Origin of the sequence: Sphingobium sp. B11D3A (assembly GCF_025961695.1) — a bacterium.
In the GTDB taxonomy this organism is placed as follows: Bacteria; Pseudomonadota; Alphaproteobacteria; order Sphingomonadales; family Sphingomonadaceae; genus Sphingobium.
This window is the reverse complement of sequence record NZ_JAOQOE010000001.1, coordinates 1,572,538-1,597,612: the sequence shown is the minus strand read 5'-3', so window position 1 is coordinate 1,597,612 and position 25,075 is coordinate 1,572,538. Positions and strand designations below refer to the sequence as shown.

The following is a 25,075-nucleotide window of genomic DNA, read 5'->3' as shown; positions in this document are numbered from 1 at the left end:
CGCGTCGACGCTTCGAGGGGGTGGAGAGGAGGCTGGTGCCTCCTCTCCTCATATCGTGCGGAAAACGCCTCGCCGTTACTTGGCGGCGGGCGCCGCGGCGTTGCCGGCTGCGGGCAGGGCGCCGGCGGCCTTGGCATCGTCCTTGGGTGCATAGCCCGGCTGATACTCGATCTTGGCCTTGGCCTTGGCTTCCTTCAGGCGCGATTCGCCGATCTTGTTCAGCTCCTCGTTGCGCATGGCCTGCGCGGCGATCTGGCGGGCCTGCTCCTGCGGAACCGGGGTCGCTTCGCTGCCGGTGATCACGCTCACGACCAGCTTGCCATTGGCCGGCACGATGAATGGCTCGCCCGGGGGCAGCGCCTCGATGCGGGCCAGCATCTGCGGATCGATCACGGCGGTGTCGAGCGAGCCCCGGCCACGCTCGAAGGCGATGCCCATGGCTGTCAGGCGGGATGCGACCTCATCGAGCGTCTTGGCGGTTTCCAGCTCCTTGAGGCCATCCGGCTTGGACGGCGGATCCATCTGCAGCTGCTCGAGGGCGAAGCGCTTGCGCTGCGCGAAGGCGTTGGGGCGCTCGCTGATATATTTGTCGATGGCGGCGTTATCCGGGACCTTCACCGTGTCCATCGTCTTGCGGCCGTACAGGTTGACGAGCAGCTGCTCGCGCATCCGGCGCTCCTGCGTCAGATATTCCGGGTCGCGGTCCAGCCCGGCTTCCTTGGCGGCCTGCACCAGCAGCCGGCGGTCGACCATGCGCTGCAGCACGCGGCTGCGCACCATGTCCTTGTCGGCGCTGGCAGGGACGTTGAGATCGGCGATCTCGGCGTTCAGTTCGGTCAGGGTGATTTCCTCACCATTGACCACGGCCACGACCTGACCTTCGGCTTTTTTCTCGCAGCCGGCGATCGTGAGGGAAAGGGAAGCGAGCGCAACGAGCGAGACGTTCCTCAGCAGTGACATCCATAGTCTCCAGAACAAGCGTGAAGTGGTAAAAATCGGTTCTCGGTTGAAGGCCCGGCGATCCCCCGATCGAGCCTGTCATCCTAGAAAGCAGTGGGTGAGGCAAGATGCCTACAAATCATTACATGTGCGGCGGGAAGATTGCGGCCAGTATATGCCCGGCCATCGGCTGCCTGAGCATCCCCCTCATCTTGTCGAGCAACATGGATCGGCTTGTCGTACTTTGTGGCACCTATTAACTCGCCGCTGGACCGTGAACAAGCGGCAACCATGGCAGCCGCACCGGGATCGGACAGGGGCGTCCTATCAGCCCGGCGTTAATATTAGGTGGATTGTCGCGGGTGCCAGACGTGGCCGGCGCTTGCCCTCAACGGACGTTGGCTGCTCCGTGAGACGGCGCCGAACCGGCGGTGGCAGCTGCGGGCTGGCCGGTCGGCGGGTCAGGATTGGCCTTGGGCAGCGCGGCGATCTGCGCAGGGGTGAGGCTCGTGACGATCGTCCAGTCATCGCCGTCGCGCAGGGGCGCGAGACCATCGAGGGGGAGATAGACATGCTGCTCGGGCATGCTGCCTTCGACCGCGATCACCAGCCCTTCGACAGCACCGCCGGGGCCGCGCTTCAGGGCGATCACATCGCCCAGTTCGGTGCCGTCGGTATCGACCAGTTCGGCATCGAGCAGTTCGCGTTCGGTCAGATTCAGCGCGGCCTTGCCCTTGGCGGCCTGAGAGCCGGGATGGGCGATCAGCTGGACGGCAGGCTCATCGGGATGCTGATTGGCCGCGTCATCGCGACCGCTGCAGGCCGCTAGTAGAAGGGCCAAGGCGAGCGCGGCCGCAGGGTCGATTTTCACCTATAGTCTCCACTGTTGCGGCGCATTCGCATGATGGCCGACCAACGTGGGAGATAAATGGGCGTTCCCTCAAACGGGACGAACGGTTTCGGGTCAGGCCGTTGCGCGCGCGGTCACCAGCATTCCGGCGAGACGCATGAAATTGGCCAGCATCGCGTGGCCGTGTTCGGTCGCGATGCTCTCCGGGTGGAACTGCACGCTGTGGATGGGCAGGCTCGCGTGGCGGAACGCCATCACCGATCCATCTTCACTGGTGGCATTGACCAGCAGGCAATCGGGAATGTCCTCGACGATCAGCGAGTGATAGCGCGTGGCGGTGAAGGGCGAGGGCAGGCCCTCGAACAGCCCGGTGCCGTCATGCGTGACCGGTGATGTCTTGCCGTGCATCAGGCCGCCGCGCACCACCTTGCCGCCGAAATGCTGGCCGATCGTCTGATGGCCCAGGCACACGCCGAGCAGCGGCTTGCCGGCATCGGCGCAGGCCGCGACGAGATCGAGGCTGATCCCGGCTTCATTGGGCGTGCAGGGCCCGGGCGAAAGCAGAAAGGCTTCCGCGCCTGAGGACAGCGCCTGCCCGGCGGACATGGCATCGTTGCGCACCACCTCGACCTGCGCGCCCAGCTCCATCAGATAATGGACGAGATTCCAGGTGAAGCTGTCATAATTGTCGATGACGAGGATCATAGCCGGCTTCTACGGGCCACTGCTCCGCCGCGCAAGCAGGACAAGGCGGCGCTGGCCGGTTATAAGCGCGGGCATGACCCAGACAAATCCGCGCATCCATGTGCTCACCACCGGCGGCACAATCGACAAGCTCTATTTCGATGCGCTGAGCGAATATCAGATCGGCGAGTCGATCCTCGCGCGCCTGCTGGAGATCGCGCGGGTGAAGCTGCCGATCGAGATCGAGGAAGTGACCCGCAAGGACAGTCTGGAGCTGACCGCCGATGATCGCGCGCTGATCGCGGCGCGGGTTGCGGCCTCGCCCGCCGAGCGCATCGTTATCACCCACGGCACGGATACGATGACGGACACGGCCGCTGCACTGGCGGGCATATCGGGCAAGACCATTGTGTTGGTGGGCGCGCTGGCCCCGGCGCGCTTCTCGGAGAGCGACGCCACCTTCAATCTCGGCATGGCCTTCGCGACGGCGCAGATCGCCCCGCCGGGCGTTTACATCACCATGAATGGCAAGGTGTTCCGTGCGGATCAGGTGGTGAAGGATCGTGCTAAGGGGGCTTTTGTGGCGCGGTAGCGTCCCACCCCTACCGCGCTCCTGCGAAGGCAGGAGCCCAGGGCGGCTAAGTTCGTCCGTTAGGCCCTAGGCTCCTGCCTTCGCCGGAGCACGGCAGTTGCGGAAAGCTAGCCCTTACTGCCCGAAGCGCCCGTCCTGCGCGACCTTCACGGCTTCCCGCGCGGCCGCAAACAGGGCGCCGGCCTTGTGCTCGCATTCGCGCTGTTCATAGGCCGGCTCGGAATCCGCGACGATGCCGGCGCCCGCCTGCGCGTGCAGCACGCCGTCCTTCACCAGCGCGGTGCGCAGAACGATGCAACTATCCATGTTTCCATCCGGCGAGAAATAGCCGACGCCGCCGGCATAAGGCCCGCGCGTTTCCGGCTCCAGCTCGGCGATGATCTCGCAGGCCCGCACCTTGGGCGCGCCGGATACTGTGCCGGCCGGGAAGCCGGCGAACAGCGCATCGAGCGGATCGTGCTTCGGGTCGAGCTTGCCGACGACATTGGAGACGATATGCATCACATGGCTGTAGAATTCGATGGTGTAGCTGTCCGTCACCTTCACCGAGCCGGCGCTGGCGACGCGGCCGACATCGTTGCGGCCCAGGTCGAGCAGCATCAGATGCTCGGCGCGCTCCTTGGGATCGGCGAGCAGCGAATCGCGATTCTCGGCATCCTCGCTGGCCGTCTTGCCGCGCGGTCGGGTGCCCGCAATCGGCCGGATCGTCACTTCCCCATCGCGCACACGGACCAGAATCTCCGGGCTGGAGCCGGTGAGCGCGAAGCCGGGCAGATCGAGATGGTAGAGGAAGGGCGAGGGATTGATCCGCCGCAGCGCCCGGTAGAGGTCGATCGGCGGAAGCGGGAAGGGGGTGGTGAAGCGCTGCGCCAGCACGACCTGAAAGATGTCGCCCGCGACGATATAGTCCTTGGCCTTGCTCACCATCTCTGCATAGGCGCCCGGCTCCATCACCGGCGTTGGCGTGATCGCGTCCAGATCGATGGCGGGGGCCTGACTGGTCTGCGCGGCGAGCGGCCGGGCGAGCTGCGCCGCGACATCCTCGATGCGCCCCACAGCCGTATCGATCAGCGCGTCGATGGCGGCCTCGCCGGTGCCGAGCCGGTCGGCCCAGGTCGGCGCGACGATGTAGAGCGCATCGGCCAGCCGATCGAACACCAGCACCACCGTCGGGCGCACAAACAGCATGTCGGGCGTGCCGAGGCCATTGTCGGCCGGGCGCGGCAGCTTTTCGACCAGGCCGAAGGTCTCATAAGCGAAATAGCCGACGAGGCAGGCGAGCGCAGCCGGCAGCGCCGGGTCGACATCCGCCCGGCATTCCGCCACCAGATCGCGCAGCGCGGCGAGGGGATCACTCTCCAGCGGCGTGAAGGCGGTCCGGTCGGTCCGCCAGTCGCGGTTGATCTCGGCGCTGCGCCCAGTGGCGCGAAACACGAGGTCCGGCGCGATGCCGATCAGGCTGTAGCGCCCGCGTACAGCGCCACCCTCCACCGATTCGAGAATGAAGTCGCCCCGTTCCGGCTCGATCAGCTTGAGCGCGGCGGAGACCGGCGTTTCGGTATCCGCGATCAGCCGCGCCCACACGAGCGCGGAGCGCCCGGCGGAGAGGGCCGCGCGTGCGGCGTCGATGCTGTCCTGCGCGATGGTCAACGGGTCGGCCTTATTCTGCGCTGCCGCCATAGGCGCGGCGCAGTTCCTGCTCCACAGCCGCCATGGCCGCCTCGCTGCGCTTGACGCCCAGCTCCTGCTGGATCGCTGTGACGAACTGCTGCGCATATTCCCCGCCCAGCACATTGCTGAGGCCGGCCGCAGTGGATTGCATCAGCTGGGGCACCTGTGTGGGATCATTCTGCGTGATCTTGTCCAGCCGCACGACGATGAAGCCCTGATTATTCTCCAGCGGCACCATCTGCGTTCCACCCTGGCGGATGCTGAACAGCGCCTTGAGCGGCGGGGGGATCTGACCGCCCTGCTGGTTGATGTCGGCGCGGCGCGCAGAGAGCGGCTGGCGCGGCGCGTCGGCGATGCCGAGTTTGGCGAGCAGCGGCCCCGGTTCGGCGCCCTTGCCCAGCTGCGCCGCGAGCTGCGTGGCGATTTCGCGCGCCTTGCCAACGCCCTGCGCCAGCTTCCAGGCCGCTTCCACGGCCGGCTTCACCTGCGCGAAGGGCGGCGGGCCGGCGGGCACCACTTCGGCCACGGTCAGGAGCGCGGCTTCTTCGTCGGGCTTTACCGGCACGATCTGCGCATCGTCATCCTGCCGCGCCGCAAAGCCGCCTTCGAGCAGCGCCTGCAGCGTCGCGTCGGGCTTGAACGCCGGGTCGCGCAGCGACTGGCCGTTGCGCACGATCAGCGGCGTCTCGACGATGGTGAGGTTGTGCTCCTTGGCGATGTCGGTCAGCGTCGCGCCGGCGCCCAGGCGGCCATCCATATCGTTCAGGAATTCGCTGAAGAGCTGGCGCTCCTTGATCTGGCGCACTTCGGCGGACAGCTCCTCGCGCGCTTCGGCCAGCGTCTTGCCGGGCACGTCACGCTGGGCTTCCACGCGCAGCACTGCCCAGCCGGCGGGCGAGCGGACCGGACCGACGATGCCGCCTTGCGCGGCGGCGAAGCCGGCCTTGGCGATCTCCGCATTCATCTGCGTGGCAAGCTGCTTCTCGTCCACGCCATCGACGCGTGAGGCGGCGAGGCCGAGGCTCTTGGCGACATCCTGCAGCGACTGGCCGGCCTTCGCCTTGGCGGCGGCGTCCTTGGCGAGCGCTTCCGTCGCGAGGATCAGCTGGCTGAAATCGCGCGTCTTGCGGCCGGCGAACTGGCTCTGGCGGCTCTTGTAGAGATCGGCGATTTCCGCGTCGGTCGGCGTCGCCTGGGGCTCGAAGCGAGCAAGATTGACGAGCGCGTAGCGCAGTTGGCGCTGCTCGGGAATCGCGAACTGGCTGCCATGCTGCTTGTAATAATCCTGCAGTTGCGCCTCGGTCGGCGCGGTCTGCGGCGCGAACCTGGCGGCGGAAATCGCGAACATCTCGCCGGCGCGTTCCTCGATCAGCATCGCGGCATAAGGCGGCACCATGCTGGCCGGCGCCTTGGTGCCCACGCCCACCGGCTGGAGCAGCTGCTGCTGGATGATCTGCGCGGCAATATCGTCCCGCAGATCCTGCTCGGAGACGCGCTGCTGGGCGAGCATCTGGCGGAATACCGTCTCGCTGAAATTGCCGGTTGCGTCCGTGAAGGCGGAATTGCGGGCGATCTCCGCGTCGATGAGCGCCTTGCTCACCCGCATCCCGTGCTTCTCGCCATAGGCAATCAGCGCGCGTGAGGAGATCAGCTCGTCGGCCACGCGCTTAAGGCCGCCCTGGGCCAGGAACTGGTCGATGGTCAGCGCCGGATTTTCCTGCCGCTGCCGCTCGAACACCATCTGCGTGCGGCTCTGCAGCTCGGCCACGGTCAGCGGGCGGTCGCCGATCTTGGCGACTTCCGTCTTTGAGCTGCCACCGAAATTCACGCTATTGCCACTGATATCTCCCGCGATGAACGCGAAGGCGATGATCGCGAGAAATCCGATTGCGAACAGGCCGCCAAATTTCGAACCGAGAAGACGACGGAAAATCTGCATGGGGTCTTTGTCCAGAAAGGCGGCGAAAGGCTGGGGGCTGCTTTAGGGCGGGCGTCCGACGGCATCAAGCCTTTGCGCGCTCGGCTGTCCATGGGGCTTCCGCAGCCATGCGGTGCCGGCTGGACAAAGCCGTCCTGCCCGTTCATCCGGGCCGCCAGATCATTGATCACCTGTGCAGGAGAGTGAAGCTATGACCGTCCGCCGCAAATTCGTCGCCGGCAACTGGAAGATGAACGGCCTCAAGGGGCAGCTTGGCGAGGTATCCGCCATTGCCGAGCTTGCCGCCGCCCGCAACGATATCGATGTGGCGCTCTATCTCCCGGCCACCCTCATCGCGGCCGCCGCGCCGCTTGGCGGCGCCGTGCTCATCGGCGCGCAGGATTGCCATCAGGAAGAGGCCGGGGCCTATACCGGCAATCTCTCGGCCGCCATGCTGGCCGAAGCTGGCGCGCGCGGCACGCTGGTCGGCCATAGCGAGCGCCGGCAATATCAGCACGAGAGCAATGCCGATGTCGCCGCCAAGGCACTCGCCGCGCATAAGAGCGGTCTCTCCGTGGTGCTGTGCGTCGGTGAGACGCTGGACACTCGCGAACAGGGCGACGATGTGGCGCACGCCTTCGTGGCCGATCAGCTTGTCGCCTCGCTGCCCGAGGGCGCGGACCCGGAATGGCTGACCATCGCCTATGAGCCGGTCTGGGCGATCGGCACCGGCAAGGTTGCTACCCCGCCGCAAATCGCCGCCATGCACGCCGCGCTGCGCGCCGCGCTCGTCAAGGCGCTGGGCGCGGAGGCCGGCAATGCCATGCGCATCCTCTATGGCGGCTCGGTGAGCGGTGAGAACGCCGCGGATATCCTCCACACCGACAATGTCGACGGCGCGCTGGTCGGCGGGGCGAGCCTCACCGCCGCCAAATTCGGGCCGATCATCGCTGCAGCCTGATCGGCATCGCTAAACCGGTCGCGAGCCGGTAGATAAGCGCCCATGTCCACGCTCGCCGCCACTGCCATCGTCTGCGCCGTTCGGGCGCATGGCGAGCATGGCGCGATCGTGCGGGCGCTCACGGCGGATGCGGGGCTGGTCGCGGGCTATGTGCAGGGCGGCCGCTCGAGCCGGATGCGCCCGGTGCTGCTGCCCGGCAATATCGTGCGGGGCACCTTCCGCGCCCGCACGGCCGATCAGCTCGCCAGCCTCTCGGCCGAGCTGGAGCATAGCCGGGGGCCGCTACTCGCCGAGCCGCTGCCCGCCGCGGCCATCGATTGGGCTTGCGCCTTCACGGCGGTGACCTTGCCGGAAGGTCATCCCTACCCCGCGCTCTACGCCGCGCTGGGCGCGGTGCTCGATGCGGTGGAAGCAGCGCCCGCTGCGCGCGGCTGGGCCGTGGCGCTGGTGCGCTACGAGCTGCTGCTGCTCGCCGAGCTGGGCTTCGGACTCGATCTGGCGGAATGCGCCGTCACCGGCGCGCGCGAGGGGCTGGCCTATGTCAGCCCGCGCACCGGGCGCGCGGTGACGGCAGCGGCGGCCGGTACGCACCGCGACCGGTTGCTGCCCTTGCCCGGCTTCCTCACCGAGGGCGGCGAAGCCGGCTGGCCGGACATATTCGCCGGATTTGACCTGACCGGCCATTTCCTCGCCCAGTCGCTGTTCGATCCACGCCGGTCTGACGTGCTGGCCGCGCGCGAGCGGCTGATCGAACGGCTCAAAAGAGCGGTTGCGTGACCCGGCCTGCTTGAGGCAATGGCTCAGCCCACATCCTCAGGGCCGGCGCGCCTGTCTAGCAGCACCGCCCGTCTTCAGATTGAGAAAGGGAAACCCATGCTCGTTGCGATCCTGCCCGGAGACGGCATCGGTCCGGAAGTCACCGCGCAGGCCAAGCGCGTGCTCGATGCGCTGGCGATCCCCGGCCTGACCTATGAGGAAGCGCCGGTCGGCGGCGCGGCCTATAAGGCGGAGGGTCATCCGCTGCCTCCCGCTACGCTCGATCTGGCAAAGCGCGCGGACGCGATCCTGTTCGGCGCGGTGGGCGATCCCGATTGCGATTCGCTTGAGCGCGCCTTGCGGCCAGAGCAGGCCATTCTCGGCCTGCGCAAGGAGCTGACCCTGTTCTCCAACCTGCGCCCCGCAAAGATGTTCGCGGAGCTGGCCGATGCCTCCACGCTGCGCAAGGAGGTCGCCGAGAAGATCGACCTGCTGATCGTCCGTGAACTGAATGGCGACGTCTATTTCGGCGAGAAGGGCATTCGCAAGACTGCCGATGGCCTGCGCGAGGGCTATGACATCATGTCCTACAACGAGGCCGAGGTGCGCCGCATCGCCCACAGCGCCTTCCGCGCCGCGCAGGCGCGCAGGGGCAAGCTCTGCTCGGTGGACAAGGCCAATGTGCTGGAAACCAGCCAGCTCTGGCGCGACGTAGTGATCGAGGTTGCCGCCGACTATCCCGATGTCGAGCTGTCCCACATGTATGTCGACAATGCCGCCATGCAGCTCGTGCGCAATCCCGGCCAGTTCGATGTGATCGTGACCGGCAATCTGTTCGGCGACATTCTCTCCGACCAGGCGAGCATGTGCGTCGGCTCCATCGGCATGCTGGCCTCGGCCTCGCTCGATGCCAACGGCAAGGGGCTGTATGAGCCGATCCACGGCTCCGCGCCGGATATCGCCGGGCAGGGCAAGGCCAATCCGCTGGCGACGATCCTCTCCGCCGCGATGATGCTGCGCTTCTCGCTCGATCAGGCACAGGCGGCTGATCGCATCGAGGCGGCCGTGGCCGAGGCGCTGGCCGGTGGTGCCCGCACTGCCGACCTTGGCGGCTCGATGAGCACGTCTGCTATGGGCGATGCTGTGCTCGCGGCGATCTGACGCCATTGGATTGACCGACCCCTGACAGGGTCTAGAAGGCAACGTCATGAAGAGACAAACCGGACAGGATCGTTCCCGCACCAGCCGCTGGCGGCCCGCGACACAGGCCGTGCGCGGCGGCACCTGGCGCTCCGAGCAGGGAGAGACGAGCGAGGCGCTCTTCCTCACCTCGGGCTATACTTATGACAGCGCGGAGGAAGTCGCCGCCCGCTTCGCCGGGGAAGCGACGGGGATGCAATATTCCCGCTTCCAGAACCCCACCGTGCAGATGCTGGAAGAGCGCATCGCGCTGATGGAAGGCGCCGAGGCGTGCAAGGTGCAGGCGAGCGGCATGGCCGCGATGACCAGCGCGCTGCTGTGCATGCTGAGCGCCGGCGATCATGTCGTCGCCGGGCGCGCGGCCTTCGGCTCGTGCCGCTGGATTCTCTCCAACGTGCTCAACCGCTTCGGCATCACGCACAGCGTCGTCGACGCGCGGGACAATGATGCGTGGGAAAAGGCGATCCAGCCCAACACCAAGGTGTTCTTCTTCGAGACGCCGGCTAATCCCACGATGGACATTGTCGATCTGGAGCATGTCTGCGGCCTCGCCCGTGCCCATGGCATCACCACGGTGGTGGATAATGCCTTCGCGACGCCGGTGCTGCAGCGCCCGCTCGATTTCGGCGCGGATGTCGTGGCCTACAGCGCCACCAAGCTGATGGACGGGCAGGGCCGGGTGCTGGCCGGTGCCATCTGCGGCACGGATGCGTGGATCAACGGCGTGCTCTCGCCTTTCCAGCGCAACACCGGGCCGATCTGCTCGCCCTTCAACGCCTGGGTGGTGCTGAAGGGACTGGAGACGTTGGACCTGCGTGCCCATCGCCAGTCCGAGAACGCGCTCAAGGTCGCGCGCTTCATGGAGCAGCGTGGCGTGGATGTGCTGTATCCCGGCCTGCCGAGCCATCCGCAGCACAATCTCGCGATGAAGCAGATGAGCGCCGCCGGGCCGATCTTCTCGTTCAACCTCGCTGATCGCGGGCAGGCCATGGCCCTGCTCAATGCGATGGAGCTGTGCGACATCTCCAACAACATCGGCGATTCCCGCACCCTGCTGTGCCATCCCGCCTCCACCACCCATAATAATATGGGGCCGGAGGGCCGCGCCGAGGCCGGCGTTGGCGAGGGCATGGTGCGCATCAATGTCGGGCTGGAAGACCCGGAGGACATCATCGCCGATCTGGATCAGGCATTGACCGCTGTCGGCCTTTGAGTAGGGTCGGTCTCGGGGCCAGGCAGGACACAGGACGGGTCGTAGCATGAATGCCTTGATGAACGCCCTTTTCGCCTATGCCGAGACGACGCATGACGTGACCGTGCGCGTGTCCGTCAACTTTCTCTCCGAGCAATCGGAGCCGGACATGGGCAAGTGGTTCTGGGCCTATCACATCCGCATCGAAAATGGCCGCAAGGCCCCGGTGCAGTTGCTCACGCGCCACTGGACCATCGCGGACGGACGCGGCGCGCTCTACAAGCGCGAGGGCAAGGGCGTCGTCGGCGAGGAGCCGGTGATTCATCCCGGCGCGGCTTATGATTATGTCTCCGGCTGCCCGCTCTCCACGCCGACCGGCTGGATGGAAGGCAGCTACCAGATGCTCGATGCCGGCGGCAGCTTGCTGGATGTGCGCATTCCCCGCTTCGCGCTGCAGGCGCCGGCGGTCTCGGGATGAAGCGGACCCATCTGCCGCTGAACGGCCTGCGCGTGTTCGACGCGGCAGCGCGGCATCTCTCCTTCACCCGCGCGGCGGATGAGCTGGCGGTGACGCCCGCGGCCGTAGGGCAGCAGATCCGCGCGCTGGAGGATATGCTCGGCGTCGTCCTCTTCCGCCGCACGCCCCGCGGGCTGGAACTGACCCCGGAAGCGGAAGCGGGGCTTCCTGCGCTACGCAGCGCCTTCCTGGAACTCGAGGAATCGGTCCGCGCCATGCAGGCCGGGCAGAGCAGCCAACATCTCACTATCGCCGCACCCCGCGACCTCACCGCCAAATGGCTCAGCGCGCGCCTTGCTGCGTACGCGGCGCAGGAGCCGGGCGTGCAGTTCATGCTCGTAGCTGCCGACGATGCGCTCGATTTCACCGAGGCCAATCTCGATCTCGCCTTGCGCCTGACCGATGGTGCCGGCGAGCATGAGGGCGTCGCCCTCGGCGAGCCGCGCTTCGTCACGGTCGGCGCGCCCGATGGCGGCGGACTGGAGTCGCCCATCGCCTGGCCCGGCTGCCCGGTCGATGACGGCAAGGCCGTCGTCCGCGTCGCCGACGCCGGCCTCGCCATCGATGCCGCAGCCAACGGCCTCGGCCGCGCCTGCGTGCCCGCGCTGCTGGCGGCAGCGGACATCGCCGCCGGCCGCGTGGCCGCCCTTGGCGAGTCGCGCAACGGCCCCGGATACTGGCTGATCGCTCCGCTTCCGCAATGGCGGCAGAAGAAGGTGAAGGCCCTGGTGGCTGCGCTCAGCGAGGGCTGAGGCGAGCGGTTCTCGCGCCGACTACCCTCTCACCGTTCGCCCTGAGCGAAGTCGAAGGATGAAGCCGAGCGCAGCGAGGTTGGCTTCGCCTCCGCTCAGCAGGGCCCTTCGACTTCGCTCAGGGCGAACGGAAGGGGGGAAGAGAGGGCGTTGCTTTTTGCTCAGTCCCGTCCCCCTACACCCGTTCGTGTCGAGCGAAGTCGAGACACCAAGCGTGGCTCCGGCGTGTTTCGACTTCGCTCGACGCGAACGGAACGTGGCAGTTCCCCCTAGCCGCCCTCAGCCCGCTGCGGCGGGAAGAAGGGCTCCGGCTCCGGCGTCACCATATTGCCGCGCATCAGTGAGCGCCCCGCCGTGATCCCCCCGACCAACTGCAGCTCCACCCGCTGCGCATCGCGCTCGCGCACGTCCTCGATTGCCTCGCGTGCGTCGTCCTCATCGACGCCGAGGTCGGTCAGCACCGCCTCGCTGAAGGCCAGCGCGGACTCGAACGTCTCGCGGATCTGATAGTCGACGCCCGCCTTGATCAGGCGCAGCGAATGCCCGCGGTCGAAGGCGCGCACATAGAGCTTGGCGAGCGGGAATTCGTGCCGGCACAGCTCGACGATCTTGTCGGCCACATCCGGCTTGTCGACGCAGACGAGGATCGCCTCGGCCCGCCCGGCGCCGGAGGCATGGAGCACGTCCAGCCGCGTGCCATCGCCATAATAGACCTTGAAGCCGAAATTGCCGGCCGCCTGGATCATCTCGACATCATTCTCGATCAGCGAGAGCTCGAAGCGCCGCGCGAGCAGCGCCTGGCTCGCCACCTGCGCGAACCGGCCGAAGCCAATGCACAGGATGCGGCCGGTCAGGTCCTTGGCCTTGTCTACGCCGTCGAGCGAAACCGGCGCGTTGCGGCGCATCCGGTTCTGCACGATGAGCACCAGCGGCGTCAGCGCCATGGAGAGGATGACGATCGCGCTCATGATCGCTGCGATCCGCGCATCGAACAGGCCCACGGCCAGCGCGGCGCCATAGAGCACGAAAGCGAACTCGCCGCCCTGCGCGAACAGCGCGGCGCGGTGGCTTGCGGCGCTGTGGGCCGAGCCCATCAGCCGCGCGACGGCATAAATGCCGATCGCCTTGACGACCATGAAGGCGAGGACGCCGCCCAGCACCAGCTGCCACTCGCGCAGCACCGTCGAGAGATCGAGCGACATGCCCACGCTGATGAAGAACAGGCCGAGGAGGATGCCGCGAAACGGCTCGACATCCGCCTCCAGCTCATGGCGATAGCTGGATTCGGAGAGCAGCACGCCCGCGAGGAAAGCGCCCATCGCCATCGAAAGCCCGGCGGCATCCAGCAACACGGCCGATCCCAGCACGATGAGCAGCGCCGCGGCGGTCAGCACTTCGCGTGCGCCGGCCCGCGCGATCAGGCCGAACAGCGGATCGAGCAGCCAGCGCCCAGCCGCGATCAATGCGGCCAGCGCCGCCAGTGCCAGGCCGATGCTCTGCCACACCGGCGGTGCGTCTTCCGCGCCCGTCGCGCCATGGAACGCCGCCCAGAAGGCGACGAGCGCCAGCAGCGGCACGATGGCAAGATCTTCCAGCAGCAGAATGGAAATCGCCTTCTGGCCTTCCTCGGTGCCCGCGTTCCCAGCTTCGTTCAGTATCTGCATGATGACGGCGGTGGAAGAGAGGACAAAGCCCATCGCGCCTGCCGCCGCCACGGCCGGAGGCAGGCCGGCCGTCATGCCGAGCAGGGTCAGTAGCGCACCACACGCCAGCACCTGCGCCGCGCCAAGGCCGAAGATCTGCTTGCGCAGGTTCCACAGCTTGCGCGGCCGCATCTCTAGGCCGATGATGAACAGGAACATCACCACGCCCAGCTCGGCGATGTGCAGCAGCGCTTGCGGATCGTTGATCAGCCCCAACCCGAAGGGACCGATGGCGAGGCCGGCGGCGAGATAGCCCAGCACCGATCCGAGGCCCAGCCGCCGGAACAGCGGCACCGCAATCACGCCGGCCCCCATCAGGATGATGGCCTGCCCCAGCCCGAAACCCATCGATGCGTCCGCCATGCTGTCCGTCCCAATCCCCGGCAGCCGTCAGGCCGGCGCGGTCAGCGCGGACAATCGGGCGGTTCCATGCTCGATGAGGCAGATCTCAGCAGCCCGTCCGCGCGTTCATCGACCGGGCAACCTTGGATGGTCGGTGCAGCAGAGTCAAACCGCTGCGCGTACCCTCCTAAGCCCTTCCCGTTCAGGGGAGGGGTTGGGGTGGGGAGCAAGCTCGCACCTGTGCCTGCCGTCGAGGCAGTGGCACATCACTCATCCCCACCGCCTGACTTCAGACCGCCTTCAATCCCAGCAACTCCCGCGACTCCGCCGCACTCATCGGCTCGATGCCCATCTCGTTCATTATGCGCACCTGCCGCTCGATCAGCTGCAAATTGGTCGCCTTCACACCGCGCGAATAATAATGATTGTCCTCCAGCCCCACGCGGACGTGACCGCCGAGCAGCAGCGCCTGCGTGGTGGCGGGAAGCTGGGCCGGGCCGATGCCGGAGATGCACCAGATGGACTGCGGCGGCAGGCACTTCACCATGAAGTCGAGAATGTCGGTGCTGTAGGGCATTGCACCCTGAAAGCCCTTTTCGCCGCCCAGCACGATGTTAATGTAGTAGGGCGGCTTGTCATAGCCCTTCTGGATCAGGCGCGTCACGTCCTGAAGGATGTGGTCGGGCGAGAAGACTTCCCACTCCGGCTTGATGCCCTTGTCGACCATCGCCTTGACCAGCGTCTCGCAGCGCGAGGGCGGGGTGATGACCAGCACGTCCTTGCCGCTGATCGTGTCGACCACGGTCACGCCGTCGAAGGTGCACATTTCCGCGCCGCCCTCGGTGCCCTTGAGGCGCTCCTCGAAGCTGTTCTCGAACATGCCGTCGGGCCGCTCGATGAGCATGTCGCCGCTGTTGCCGCCGCCCGTCGAGTTGTTGAGGATGATGTCGCACTTGGCGCGGATGCGATCGTTGATGTCGCGGTAGATGGCCGGGTTGCAGGTCGCCTCATCGTCCGGGCGCCGCGCGTGGATGGCGGCGATGGAGGCGCCGGCCTTGTAGCAGGCGTAGACGTCGTCGGCGATTTCCTGCGGCTGGGTGGGCAGCGCCGGGTTGGCGCTCTTGAAGGTGGTGCCCCCGGTGGGCGCAATGGTCACCATGCGGCGATCGCTCATATTTCCGGCGCTCATATTTCCGGCTCCTCTCGAAAAGTCTCGTGCTGCCGCTGCTGCCCGCTTGTCCCCCGCCGGTCAAGCCATGCGCGATGGTTGACGTTGATAAAGTCCGAAAAGCGGCTCAGCGGAGCAGGCGATTGATCAGCGCGACCAGCTCGGCTTCCCGATTGGTGCCCGTCTTCTCGAACAGGCGCTTGATCTGGATGTTGACGGTGCCAAGGCTCGTGCTGCGCTGCAGGGCGATCATTTCGCGGGAGGTGCCTTCGGCCAGCAGCATGGCGATCTCGGTCTCGGCCCGCGTCAGGCCCATCATGCGTTGCAATGCCTGGCGCTCCATCGCGCCAATGTTGCCAGCCGCGCGTACAGTGACGAGCAGCCGCGGCTCGAAGCCGAGCGCGGCGGGTTTGGCCGGCAGGCGGAAGATCTCGCACAGGCGGCGCTGGGCGATGGGGCGCTGCTGGCCCAGCCACACCCCGCAACTCGGCAGCGCCACGTCGCCTGCCTGCAGCATCGCGCCGATCTGCAACCGCAGCTCGCGCGCTTCGGCGCTGTTGGGGGCGGTCAACCGCTCGTCGCGCAGCATGATCAGATCTTCGGCGCGGAGCAGCACCTCGCCGGCGCGGGTGGTGGCGCACACCCGGCCCAGCCCGTCGCACACGAAGGCGGCGGTGTTCATCGTGTCCAGCGATCCGGCGAGCAGCTTCGCGCCTTCGCCTTCCAGCGTGCGCTGCATCCGGACGGCGGACTGCATCAGCGGCGCGGCCTGCGTGAAAACGGCGCGATCGGCCTCGGTGGTGCGCCCATCCTGATAGGTGCGCAGAACGGCCAGTCCAACCATCACCTGCCCGTCATTGACGAGCACGACCTGGCAGCCATGTGGCATGTTGGCGTCATGCGTGAAGTCGTCATAGATGTCGGTGTTCTGCGCGGCCTTGATGGCATCATAATGATATTCGTGGCGCACATCGAGCGGACCGCTGGCAGCGGCGACCCGCCAGTTCCCATGGGAATAATTGGCAACCTCGCTGTCAAACTGGCGGCAGAGACGCTCGTTCACCGGATCAGTGAGGAGGTTGAAGGCCAGCGTGGTTGGCGACCCGATCCCGAGCAACTGGCCGGACAAGGACCGCGTCTCTCTGGCGAGCGCACGCAAGGCGTCCTCCCAGCCGCCCTCGGTGAGAGGCGCACTCAGGATAGCTTCGGTCAGACTGGGCAGCGCTCTTCCCAAAAGCGATCAATCCTCCCACCCCCGCGACCGAGCCTCCCGGCGTTCGGTAGCGACCTAAGCTCCATGAAAAAGCAGGGTCGTGGCGTCAACCACTGGTTTCGACGCGAGGAGCGGATTGATCCAATCCGGGATTGCGCGAGGGATGGGGTCAGTCCACCCAGTCGAGACCGATGTCACGATAAACGTGGCGGTCCTCGTCCCAGCCTTCCTTCACCTTCACATGCAGGTAGAGGTGGACGGGCACGCCCAGCAGGCTCGACAGTTCGGCCCGGGCCTTGCTGCCGATCTCCTTCAGCCGCTGCCCGCCCTTGCCGAGAATGATGCCGCGCTGCGTTGCCCGCGCGACGAGGATCTGCTGGTGGATCTCTACCGACCCGTCGGCGCGCTCCTTATACTGCTCGGTCTCGACCGCGCTTTGATAGGGCAGTTCGTCGTGGAGCTGGTGATAGAGCTGCTCGCGCGTGATTTCGGAGGCGAGCAGGCGGTCTGTGGCATCCGAAACCTGATCTTCGGGGAAATGCCACGGCCCTTCCGGCACGGCGGCGGCCATGGCGGCCTTGAGGTCGACCAGCCCGTCCGCGGTGGTGGCGCTCACGAAGAAGGTCTCAGCGAAATCCACCCGCTCGTGCAGGCGCTGGGTCAGCGTGAGCAGCTTGTCCTTGGCGGCGATGTCCACCTTGTTGACGATCAGCCATTTTGTTTCGCGCCGCTGGGCGAGGCCATCGAGGATCGGCTCCATCTTGGGCCCAAGGCCGGCGCGGCCATCGACGATGAGCGCGATCAGGTCGGCATCCTGCGCGCCGCCCCACGCGGCCTGCACCATGGCGCGGTCGAGCCGCCTGTCCGGCTGGAAGATGCCCGGCGTGTCGACGAGGATGATCTGCGCGGGCCCCTCTATGGCGATGCCCATTACCCGCGTGCGGGTGGTCTGCGCCTTGGGGCTGGTGATCGCGATCTTCTGGCCGACCAAGGCATTGGTCAGCGTGGACTTGCCCGCATTCGGAGCCCCCACGACCGCGACGACGCCGCAGCGTTGATGGTCAGGCGATGGCGTTGAGGTCACTGGTCACTCCGTCGGGCGCATGGCGCGCGCTGGCTGAAAAGGGGGTGCGGATCATGCCTTGAGCTTGGCGAGCAGGGCAATGGCGGCGGCCGTCTCGGCCTCCTGCTTGGAATGGCCCTCGCCCTGCGCCTCACCCGCATTGCGGATGGACACCGAGATGGTGAAGCGCAGGGCATGTTGCGGCCCGCTGCGCTCCAGCAGCTCATAATGCGGCGGCTGGCGGTTATGGGCGGCCGCCCATTCCTGCAGCGCGGATTTGGGGTGCTTGGGCGCGCTGGCCTGTCCCTCGAGCATCGGCTCCCACATGCGGTGGATGAATGCCCGCGCGGCATCCATGCCGATGTCCAGATACATGGCGCCGATCAGCGCTTCCACGACATCGCCGAGCACATTGTCGCTCTCGACCGCCCCGTCGTCGCGCGCCTGCTTGCCGAGGCGCAGATGCGTGCGCACGCCAATCTCGCGAGCAACCTGCGCGCAGCTAGTGCCGGTCACCAGCTGATTGAACCGGCGGGAGAGCTGGCCTTCCTTCTCGGCGGGAAAGCGGACGTAGAGCCAATCGGCCATCACCAGCCCCAGCACCCGGTCGCCCAGAAACTCCAGCCGCTCATAATGGGTCGCGCTCGCGCTGCCATGGGTCAGCGCCTGCTCATAGAGCGCCCGCTGCCCCGGCGCCTGACCGATAAGGTCGGCGAGCCAGGCGTCGAGATCGGCCGTGCTCAAAAGCCTTCGCCGATGCGTTCAGGCCGGGCGGCGGTGAACCATGTCCAGGGCAGGAGCAGATTGGCGGAACCGTCGGTGGAGAAGAAGCTGACCAGCGCCCTCCCGATCAGATGGTCGATCGGCAACGGCCCGACGCCCCGGGCGTCGACGGGAATGCGGCTGTCGGCACTGCGGTCGCGATTGTCGCCCATGACGAAGACGTGGCCCTCCGGTACAACAGAGACGGCGCTATTGTCCGCCGGACCGTCGATAAGGTCCAGCACTTCGTAGCTTTTTCCGTTCGGCAGCGTCTCGCGATAGCGCGGGTAGCGGCAAAACGCCTCGCCCTTGGCATCCGTGAACTCGAATTCCTCGATGAAACAGGGCGAGGGGCTGCGCTCGGTATTGGCTGCCTGCAGCATGTTGGCGGTCACCGGGATCACCAGATCATCGATTCGCCGCTTGGGAATGGCCTTGCCGTTCAGATAGACGACGCCGTCCTGCATCTGGATGGTATCGCCCGGCAGGCCGATGACGCGCTTGATCCAGTCTTCCTTGGGATTGCCTGGCGAAGCGAACACCACCACGTCTCCGCGCTCGGGCACCTTGCCCATCACCCGCCCCTCGAACAAAGCGGGCTGGAAGGGGAAGCTGTAGCGCGAATAGCCGTAGGACCATTTGGAGACGAGCAGATAGTCGCCGATCAGCAGGCGCGGCTGCATGGATTCGGAGGGAATATTGAACGGCGCGATCAGCAGCGAGCGGATCGCCACCACGATCACCACAAGCTTGACGAGGAACCACAGGAAATCCCGTGTCTCGGATTTGTGGGACATCGAAAGGCAGCTTTCCAGACAGTTTCGTCGCGATGACGGGGAATATAGTGTCTTTGCGGGGCGGGGGTGGCGGCGTCAAGCATTGTGGCGCGCTTCGCACGTGCAATAGGCCTGCGCATTGGATATGCCGCCCCTTAATGAAGCAACGCCAGACCGGAGCGCTTACGCACCATGACCGACCCTGATCGCATCACCGCTTGCTGGACCGACATCAAGGCGGCGCCGATTCCCGATCTGCGCAGCCTGTTCCGCGACGAGGCGGATCGGCTGGCGGGCCATGTGGTCGAGGAGGCTGGCCTGCGCTTCGATTTCTCCAAGACGCACCTCACCGAGACGACGCTCTCGGCCTTCGAGGCGCTGGCACAGGCAGTTGATTTTAACGGCAAGCGCGCGGCGATGTTCGCCGGCGAGGTCATCAATGTGACCGAAGGTCGCGCTGTCGAGCACACCGCCGAGCGGGGCGAGGGCAACCCGGACAGCGTGGCCGCAGCACGCGAGCATAAGGTGCGGATGCGCACGCTGATCGACGCCATTGAGGCCGGCGCGCTCGGCGAGATCCGCCACATCCTGCACGTCGGCATCGGCGGATCGGCGTTGGGGCCGGATCTGCTGGTCGATGCGCTTGCTCGTCATGCCGACCGCTATGATGTCGCCATCGTCTCCAATGTCGATGGCGTGGCGCTGGAGGATGCGATGGCCCGGTTCGATCCGGCCTTCACCCTGCTCGTCATCGCCTCCAAGACGTTCACCACCACCGAGACGATGCTCAATGCCGCCAGCGCGATCGCGTGGATGACGCAGGCCGGGGTGGACGATCCCTACGGCCAGGTGATTGCGCTGACGGCAGCGCCGGACAAGGCGATCGAATGGGGCGTGGACGAAACGCGCATCCTCGGCTTTTCCGAAAGCGTGGGCGGGCGCTATTCGCTTTGGTCTTCTATCGGCTTCCCGGCCGCGCTGGCGCTGGGCTGGGATGCCTATGAGGCGCTGCTGGAGGGTGCTGCGGCGATGGACCGGCATTTCCGCCACGCCGACGCCCGCGATAATGCCCCGCTGCGCGCTGCCTTTGTCGACCTGTTCTATGCCCGCGTCATGGCCTGCCAGACCCGCGCCGTCTTCGCTTATGATCAGCGGCTGCGGCTGTTGCCCTCCTATCTCCAGCAGCTGGAGATGGAGAGCAACGGCAAGTCGGTGAAGGCGGATGGCAGCCCGGTCGATGGCCCCACGTCTGCGATCACCTGGGGCGGTGTCGGCACGGATGCGCAGCACGCGGTCTTCCAGCTTCTCCATCAGGGCACGCATGTCGTGCCGGTGGAGTTCGTCGCGGTGACCGAACCGGGCGACACGCTCGATCCTGCCCATCACCAGACCCTGCTGGTCAATTGCTTCGCGCAGGGCGCCGCGCTGATGCAGGGTCGCGAGAATGCTGCCGATCCGGCCCGGGCCTATCCGGGCAACCGCCCCTCAACGACGATCCTCATTGATGAGCTGAGCCCGCACACGCTGGGCGCGCTGATCGCCTTCTATGAGCACCGCACTTTCGCCAATGGCGTGCTGATGGAGATCAACAGCTTCGACCAGTTCGGGGTGGAACTCGGCAAGGAGATCGCCAAGTCCATCGAACAGAACGGCGCGCAGGGGTTCGACCCTTCGACCATGGCGCTCATAGAGCGCGCACTCGGCTAAGCGCGCCTCAAATCCTCCCCATATGTGGGGAGGTGGCAGCGCGCAGCGCTGACGGAGGGGGCGGGCGAGACCCCCTCCACCGTCTTCGGCGGTCCCCCTCCCCGCAAGCGGGGAGGATCTGGCTAAGTCATCGTCCTTATGCCGCAGCCGCCGGACGTTCCGGCCGCTTGAGCAGCATGTTGATCACCAGGATCGAGAGGAAGAGGATGAAGGGGCAGATCGCCGCGAGCGCATAGGTGCGTACGGCGGGGATGCCGCTCGCAAGGATCGCACCGCCGATCAGCGGGCCGACGATGCCGCCGATCTTGCCAACCGCCGATGCCCAGCCGCCGGCGCTCGCCCGGATCGCGCTCGGATAATAAAGCGCGAGCTGGCTGATGATCGCCGCATGGCAGCCACCGACCAGCATGCTCTGCACCACGATGGTCGGCAGCAGCATCGCGCGCGGAATCCACTCCATGCCGATGCCCACGGCCATGGGCACGATAAGGAGCGTGCAGGCAGCCGCGAATTTGAGGCCATAGCGGGCGGAGAAGCGCATGATGACCACGCCGGCAACAGCGCCGAGCAGCGCGCCGATGGCCGAGACGTTGGCGGCGGTTTCCCGCGCGACGTCCATCCGCTCCAGCACCAGCGGGCCGAAGGCGGACTTGAAGAAGATGCCGAGGGCGCTGGCGCCATAGCCGATCCAAATGATCGGTGTGAGCAGGCGCAGATTGCCAACGAACAGGTCGCTGAAGCGGAAGTTGCGCTTGTGCTTGCCTTCGTCGGCCAGAATGAACTGGTCGTCCGCCTGCACGTCGATGCTCTTGTCCAGCCGCTTGATGGTCGCGACGATCAGCTCGGGCTTGATGCCCTTGCTGGCCAGGAAGCGCGGGGATTCCGGCAGGAAAATCGCGATGGCGAGCGCGCAGACGACCGAGCCGATGCCGCCGGCGAAATACACGCCTTCCCAGCCATGGAACGGCGCGATCATGTTGGTGAGCGGGGCGGCGGCCGCGCTGCCGAGGCTGAAGCCCATCATGATGAAGGCGATCACCGTGGCACGCAGCTTGGGCGGCACGAATTCGACATTGAGCGCCCAGGCGAGCGGCAGAGCGCCGCCAATGGCCAGACCATCGAGAAAGCGCAGGGTGAGCAGGGCCGGATAATTGGTCGCGAAACCGGTGAGGAAGGTCAGGATGCCAAAGGCGAAGGTGCACATGATGATGGTCGGGCGGCGGCCGATGCGGTCGCCGACATAAGTGAAGATCAACCCGCCGACGACCATGCCCACTGTGCCGGCCGAGAAGGCATTGCCGATCTCGATGTCGGTCAGTTGCAGTTCGTCCTGCATATAGGGGGCGGTGAACGACATCATCATCATGTCCAGCCCGTCGAACAGCGTGACGAGCCAGGAGAGCATGATCAGCAGATAGTTGAAGGGCGTGAGCTTGCGTCCGTCGAGCAACGTCGCAAGATCAACCGTTTTTGCCGCTCTGGCCATACCGCAGGCATCTCCCTCTTCGCGCAGATTATCCATATCTCGCCGTCCTTTGCCGGGACCGCGATCATTTCGCTACCTGTTTAGCTACATCTGAACTAATAATTAGCAAGCTCTCTATACACGAGCGAAAATTTGTTGCCTTGACTATAGCAAGGCGAATCAGTGAGGAGAGAATGTCAGATGGCTGAAGAGCAGACGCCGAAGGTCCGTCAGGTTCGCCAGTCGGAGGATCGTTTTCTGGCCTCTGACGTGTTCGAGACGGGTGGTCGGGTGCTGCCGCGGGCCAATGGCACGGGGACCTGGGTCGAGCCCGCGCGCGAGATTCCGGTGTATCATAGCTGCGACGTGCTGGTGGTCGGCGGCGGGCCTTCGGGCACGGCGGCGGCCTGGGCGGCGGCGCAGGCCGGGGCCGATGTGGTGCTGATGGAGCGCTATAATCACCTCGGCGGCCTTTCGACCGGCGGCCTCGTCATCTGGATCGACCGGATGACCGACTGGACCGGCCGGCAGGTCATTCAGGGCTTTGCCAATGATGTGCTCGGGCGCCTGCCCGCCGCCGGCCTCGCCGGGCCGCCGCGCGCCGACTGGGGCTCGCGCGATCCCAAGAAGGCGAGCTACTGGGGCCAACGCACTGCGGCGTTCCACGGCACGGTCTGCTGGTCGCCCACGCTCGATCCCGAGCGGTTGAAGCTGATCAGCCAGGAGATGCTGCTGGCAGCCGGGGTGCGGCTGGTGTTCCACAGCTGGGCAGCGGTGCCGATGGTCGCCGACGGCAAGGTCGAGGGCGTGGTGTTCGAATCCAAGGCCGGGCGTCAGGCGCTGCGCGCCAAGGTGGTGGTCGACACCACTGGCGATGGCGACATCTTCGCGCGGGCCGGGGCCGAGTTCGACACCGACATCGAGGAAGGCGACGTCCATCACAGCGCCAACACCGGCTTCATGCTGGGCGGTGTGGACATGGACCGCTGGCTGGCCTTCCGGGCCAATGAGCCCGAGCAATATGCCGAGTTCGCCAAGCTCGGCCGTGAGCGGCTCGGCTTCTTCCAGCCGCCTTATGTCTCCTGGCGCAACGATATCGCGCTGTTCCTCGGCCCGCGCCAATCCGGCCTCTCGGCGCTGGACGTGGATGACCAGACCGAGCTGGAGATCCGCTCGCACCGGTTCATGCAGACGCATTGCGAGTTCTTCCTCGCGCATGCGCCGGGGTTCGAGCAATGCTATATGCTGCAGAGCGGCTCGCAGCTTGGCGTGCGGCACACAAGGCGTCTGGCCGGCATGGGCAAGATCCTGCGCAGCCAGTGGGCGGACGGCATTGCGCTGCCTGACGAGGTCGGGGTCAGCCCCTCGGTCAGCCTCAAATATCCGGTGATCTCGGTGCCCTATGGCGCGCTGGTGCCGCGCAAGCTCGATGGCTTGCTGGCAGGCGGCAAGCACATCAGCTGCGATGCCAACTCCCATGGCTTCATGCGCGAGATCCCGCAATGCTGGCTGACCGGACAGGCCGCCGGTGCTGCAGCCGCGCTGTCGGTGAACGCCGGCGTCCAACCGCGCGCGCTCGATGTGACCAGCCTGCAGGCAGAGTTGCGCAGGCAGGGCGTGTTCCTGCATGACCAGGCAGGCAAGATGCCGGAAGCCGAACAGGCCGCCGCGGCGGAATAATCCCGTGAATTGAGAGTATTGATGACTGACAGCGCGACCCTATCCCGCCCCGAGCCGAGCGAACTGACCCGTCTCGGCAAGCCTTCCGGCGCATGGACCGGCACGCTCGGCGGGGGTGCCGAGGGCCTGACCCGGCGGCTGGGACCGGCGCAGCTCGACGCGCTGGACGCTGCCGTTCGCGCCACGCAGGGCCGCGCGCCAACATCCGTTACGCGGGAGGATTTCGGCGCGCCGGCGATCGCGAGCCTGATGGCAGCGGTGAACTACGACCTGATGGCCGGGCGCGGCGCCGTGTTGCTGAGCGGGATCGACATCGCGCGTTACGATCTGGAGGCGTTCCAGCGCCTGCACTTCGGTCTTGGCACGCATCTGGGCCGTGCCGTGGAGCAGAGCGCGCGCCACGATCGCATCGGGCTGGTGCGCAAGGAGCCGAATCCCGAACGGCGCGGCTATCTTAACGATACTGAGCTCGGGCCGCACACCGATTATCACGAGATCCTCAGCCTGGCTTCCGTCGTCACCTCGCCGGAGGGCGGGGTGAGCGGGCTGGTCAGTGCTGCCGCCGTCTATGCGGCGATCCAGGCAGAGCGGCCGGACGTCCTGGCAGTGCTGGAGGAGGGCTATTATTACCCGACCAGCCTGGAGAGCGTCACCGATTACAAGGTGCCCAGCTTCTCCGTGATCGACGGGCATATCGGCATCTACAATTATGTGCTCTTCATCGTGCAAGCCGCGCAGATCAGGGGCGAGCCGGTGCCGGAGCGTTTCGTGGAGGCGTTGCGCGTCCTGATGCGCATGGCGGCGCGGCCGGAGTTGAAGGTATCCTTCACCTTGCAGCCGGGCGAGATGATCTTCTGGCACAATTTCCGGGTGATGCACTCGCGCACCGGCTTTACCAACACGCCCGGTCGCGAGCGGCTGCTGCTGCGGCTCTGGCTGGAGGCGCATGAGCGCTACCCGCTCGCGCAGGGCTATCGCGAGATCGGTCGCCTGCTGGAGCAGCAGCATGCGCAGGGCTGGTCGATGCTCGTCAATAGCGATGAAAGCCTGCGGGCCGCCGGAACCTTGATCCGCGGATAACGCGCCAACTCCGCGCGTAGGGAACCACTGCGCCGTCTTGGCATTTCCCGTCTTTTCCGGCTCCCGGCGAACATTCTCGGCGCC

The 25,075-nt window shown here is 66.3% G+C and carries 22 protein-coding genes; 10 read left to right on the top strand and 12 right to left on the bottom strand.

Features of this window, described 5'->3' with window-relative positions:
- Positions 1-75 precede the first annotated feature (75 nt).
- From M2332_RS07610 to M2332_RS07600, 3 genes are all read right to left on the bottom strand, one after another.
- Positions 76-960, bottom strand: coding sequence for an EpsD family peptidyl-prolyl cis-trans isomerase (locus tag M2332_RS07610; RefSeq protein WP_181560593.1), 885 nt, complete (start codon positions 958-960; stop codon positions 76-78).
- A 367-nt stretch (positions 961-1,327) separates the two neighbouring features.
- A complete protein-coding gene (locus tag M2332_RS07605; protein WP_264573575.1) occupies positions 1,328-1,810 on the bottom strand; it encodes a PRC-barrel domain-containing protein in 483 nt (160 codons plus the stop codon).
- A gap of 93 nt (positions 1,811-1,903) precedes the next feature.
- Positions 1,904-2,494 carry an anthranilate synthase component II gene (locus tag M2332_RS07600; protein ID WP_264573574.1) on the bottom strand — a complete coding sequence of 197 codons (591 nt, stop codon included), beginning with the start codon at positions 2,492-2,494 and terminating at the stop codon, positions 1,904-1,906.
- Positions 2,495-2,567: 73 nt separating this feature from the next.
- Between M2332_RS07600 and M2332_RS07595 the strand changes: the two genes are divergently transcribed.
- Entirely contained in the window at positions 2,568-3,065 is a 498-nt protein-coding gene (locus tag M2332_RS07595; protein ID WP_264573573.1) for an asparaginase, read from the top strand.
- A 114-nt stretch (positions 3,066-3,179) separates the two neighbouring features.
- Here M2332_RS07595 and M2332_RS07590 read toward each other — a convergent pair whose 3' ends face one another.
- On the bottom strand, positions 3,180-4,745 hold the full coding sequence (locus M2332_RS07590) for an anthranilate synthase component I family protein (protein WP_264573572.1): 1,566 nt from the start codon (positions 4,743-4,745) through the stop codon (positions 3,180-3,182).
- A complete protein-coding gene (locus tag M2332_RS07585) occupies positions 4,726-6,675 on the bottom strand; it encodes a peptidylprolyl isomerase (RefSeq protein ID WP_264573571.1) in 1,950 nt (649 codons plus the stop codon). Before M2332_RS07585 ends, M2332_RS07590 begins: the two co-directional genes overlap by 20 nt.
- A gap of 190 nt (positions 6,676-6,865) precedes the next feature.
- Between M2332_RS07585 and tpiA the strand changes: the two genes are divergently transcribed.
- The 6 genes from tpiA to M2332_RS07555 all read left to right on the top strand — a co-directional run bounded on the left by tpiA (position 6,866) and on the right by M2332_RS07555 (position 12,032).
- Complete coding sequence (gene tpiA / locus M2332_RS07580; RefSeq protein WP_264573570.1) at positions 6,866-7,615, top strand: triose-phosphate isomerase; 750 nt, start codon at positions 6,866-6,868, stop codon at positions 7,613-7,615.
- 42 nt (positions 7,616-7,657) lie between these two features.
- The gene (recO, locus tag M2332_RS07575; RefSeq protein WP_264573569.1) at positions 7,658-8,392 is read left to right on the top strand and encodes a DNA repair protein RecO; all 735 of its coding nucleotides are present in this window, start codon (positions 7,658-7,660) and stop codon (positions 8,390-8,392) included.
- A 96-nt stretch (positions 8,393-8,488) separates the two neighbouring features.
- Positions 8,489-9,532, top strand: coding sequence for a 3-isopropylmalate dehydrogenase (leuB, locus tag M2332_RS07570; RefSeq protein WP_264573568.1), 1,044 nt, complete (start codon positions 8,489-8,491; stop codon positions 9,530-9,532).
- Between the two features lie 46 nt (positions 9,533-9,578).
- Complete coding sequence (metZ, locus tag M2332_RS07565; protein ID WP_181560584.1) at positions 9,579-10,784, top strand: O-succinylhomoserine sulfhydrylase; 1,206 nt, start codon at positions 9,579-9,581, stop codon at positions 10,782-10,784.
- 58 nt (positions 10,785-10,842) lie between these two features.
- Positions 10,843-11,241: a Co2+/Mg2+ efflux protein ApaG gene (gene apaG, locus M2332_RS07560; protein WP_181560583.1), complete on the top strand. Its 399-nt coding sequence runs from the start codon at positions 10,843-10,845 to the stop codon at positions 11,239-11,241.
- Positions 11,238-12,032 (top strand): LysR family transcriptional regulator, encoded by a 795-nt coding sequence (locus tag M2332_RS07555; RefSeq protein WP_264573567.1) that lies wholly within the window; start codon positions 11,238-11,240, stop codon positions 12,030-12,032. The genes apaG and M2332_RS07555 overlap by 4 nt, the downstream gene beginning before the upstream one ends.
- 269 nt (positions 12,033-12,301) lie before the next feature.
- On the opposite strand, the gene M2332_RS07550 is transcribed toward M2332_RS07555, so the two are convergent.
- The 6 genes from M2332_RS07550 to lepB form a co-directional block, all read right to left on the bottom strand.
- The gene (locus M2332_RS07550) at positions 12,302-14,098 is read right to left on the bottom strand and encodes a monovalent cation:proton antiporter-2 (CPA2) family protein (RefSeq protein ID WP_264573566.1); all 1,797 of its coding nucleotides are present in this window, start codon (positions 14,096-14,098) and stop codon (positions 12,302-12,304) included.
- Positions 14,099-14,366: 268 nt separating this feature from the next.
- Positions 14,367-15,266, bottom strand: a complete 900-nt coding sequence (locus tag M2332_RS07545; protein ID WP_264573565.1) for a 3-keto-5-aminohexanoate cleavage protein — start codon at positions 15,264-15,266, stop codon at positions 14,367-14,369.
- A gap of 106 nt (positions 15,267-15,372) precedes the next feature.
- The gene (locus M2332_RS07540; protein WP_264573564.1) at positions 15,373-16,404 is read right to left on the bottom strand and encodes a helix-turn-helix transcriptional regulator; all 1,032 of its coding nucleotides are present in this window, start codon (positions 16,402-16,404) and stop codon (positions 15,373-15,375) included.
- Between the two features lie 223 nt (positions 16,405-16,627).
- Entirely contained in the window at positions 16,628-17,542 is a 915-nt protein-coding gene (era, locus tag M2332_RS07535) for a GTPase Era (RefSeq protein WP_264571252.1), read from the bottom strand.
- Positions 17,543-17,593: 51 nt separating this feature from the next.
- Positions 17,594-18,265, bottom strand: a complete 672-nt coding sequence (gene rnc, locus M2332_RS07530) for a ribonuclease III (RefSeq protein ID WP_264573563.1) — start codon at positions 18,263-18,265, stop codon at positions 17,594-17,596.
- Positions 18,262-19,080 carry a signal peptidase I gene (lepB, locus tag M2332_RS07525; protein ID WP_181560576.1) on the bottom strand — a complete coding sequence of 273 codons (819 nt, stop codon included), beginning with the start codon at positions 19,078-19,080 and terminating at the stop codon, positions 18,262-18,264. The genes rnc and lepB overlap by 4 nt, the downstream gene beginning before the upstream one ends.
- Positions 19,081-19,251: 171 nt before the next feature.
- Between lepB and pgi the strand changes: the two genes are divergently transcribed.
- Positions 19,252-20,766, top strand: coding sequence for a glucose-6-phosphate isomerase (gene pgi / locus M2332_RS07520; protein WP_264573562.1), 1,515 nt, complete (start codon positions 19,252-19,254; stop codon positions 20,764-20,766).
- A gap of 136 nt (positions 20,767-20,902) precedes the next feature.
- On the opposite strand, the gene M2332_RS07515 is transcribed toward pgi, so the two are convergent.
- On the bottom strand, positions 20,903-22,288 hold the full coding sequence (locus tag M2332_RS07515; protein WP_264573561.1) for an MFS transporter: 1,386 nt from the start codon (positions 22,286-22,288) through the stop codon (positions 20,903-20,905).
- A gap of 144 nt (positions 22,289-22,432) precedes the next feature.
- Here M2332_RS07515 and M2332_RS07510 point away from each other — a divergent pair, with 144 nt between their 5' ends.
- Both M2332_RS07510 and M2332_RS07505 read left to right on the top strand, forming a co-directional pair.
- The gene (locus M2332_RS07510; RefSeq protein WP_264573560.1) at positions 22,433-23,911 is read left to right on the top strand and encodes an FAD-dependent oxidoreductase; all 1,479 of its coding nucleotides are present in this window, start codon (positions 22,433-22,435) and stop codon (positions 23,909-23,911) included.
- A gap of 21 nt (positions 23,912-23,932) precedes the next feature.
- Positions 23,933-24,991: a TauD/TfdA family dioxygenase gene (locus M2332_RS07505; protein WP_264573559.1), complete on the top strand. Its 1,059-nt coding sequence runs from the start codon at positions 23,933-23,935 to the stop codon at positions 24,989-24,991.
- Positions 24,992-25,075: the final 84 nt, after the last annotated feature.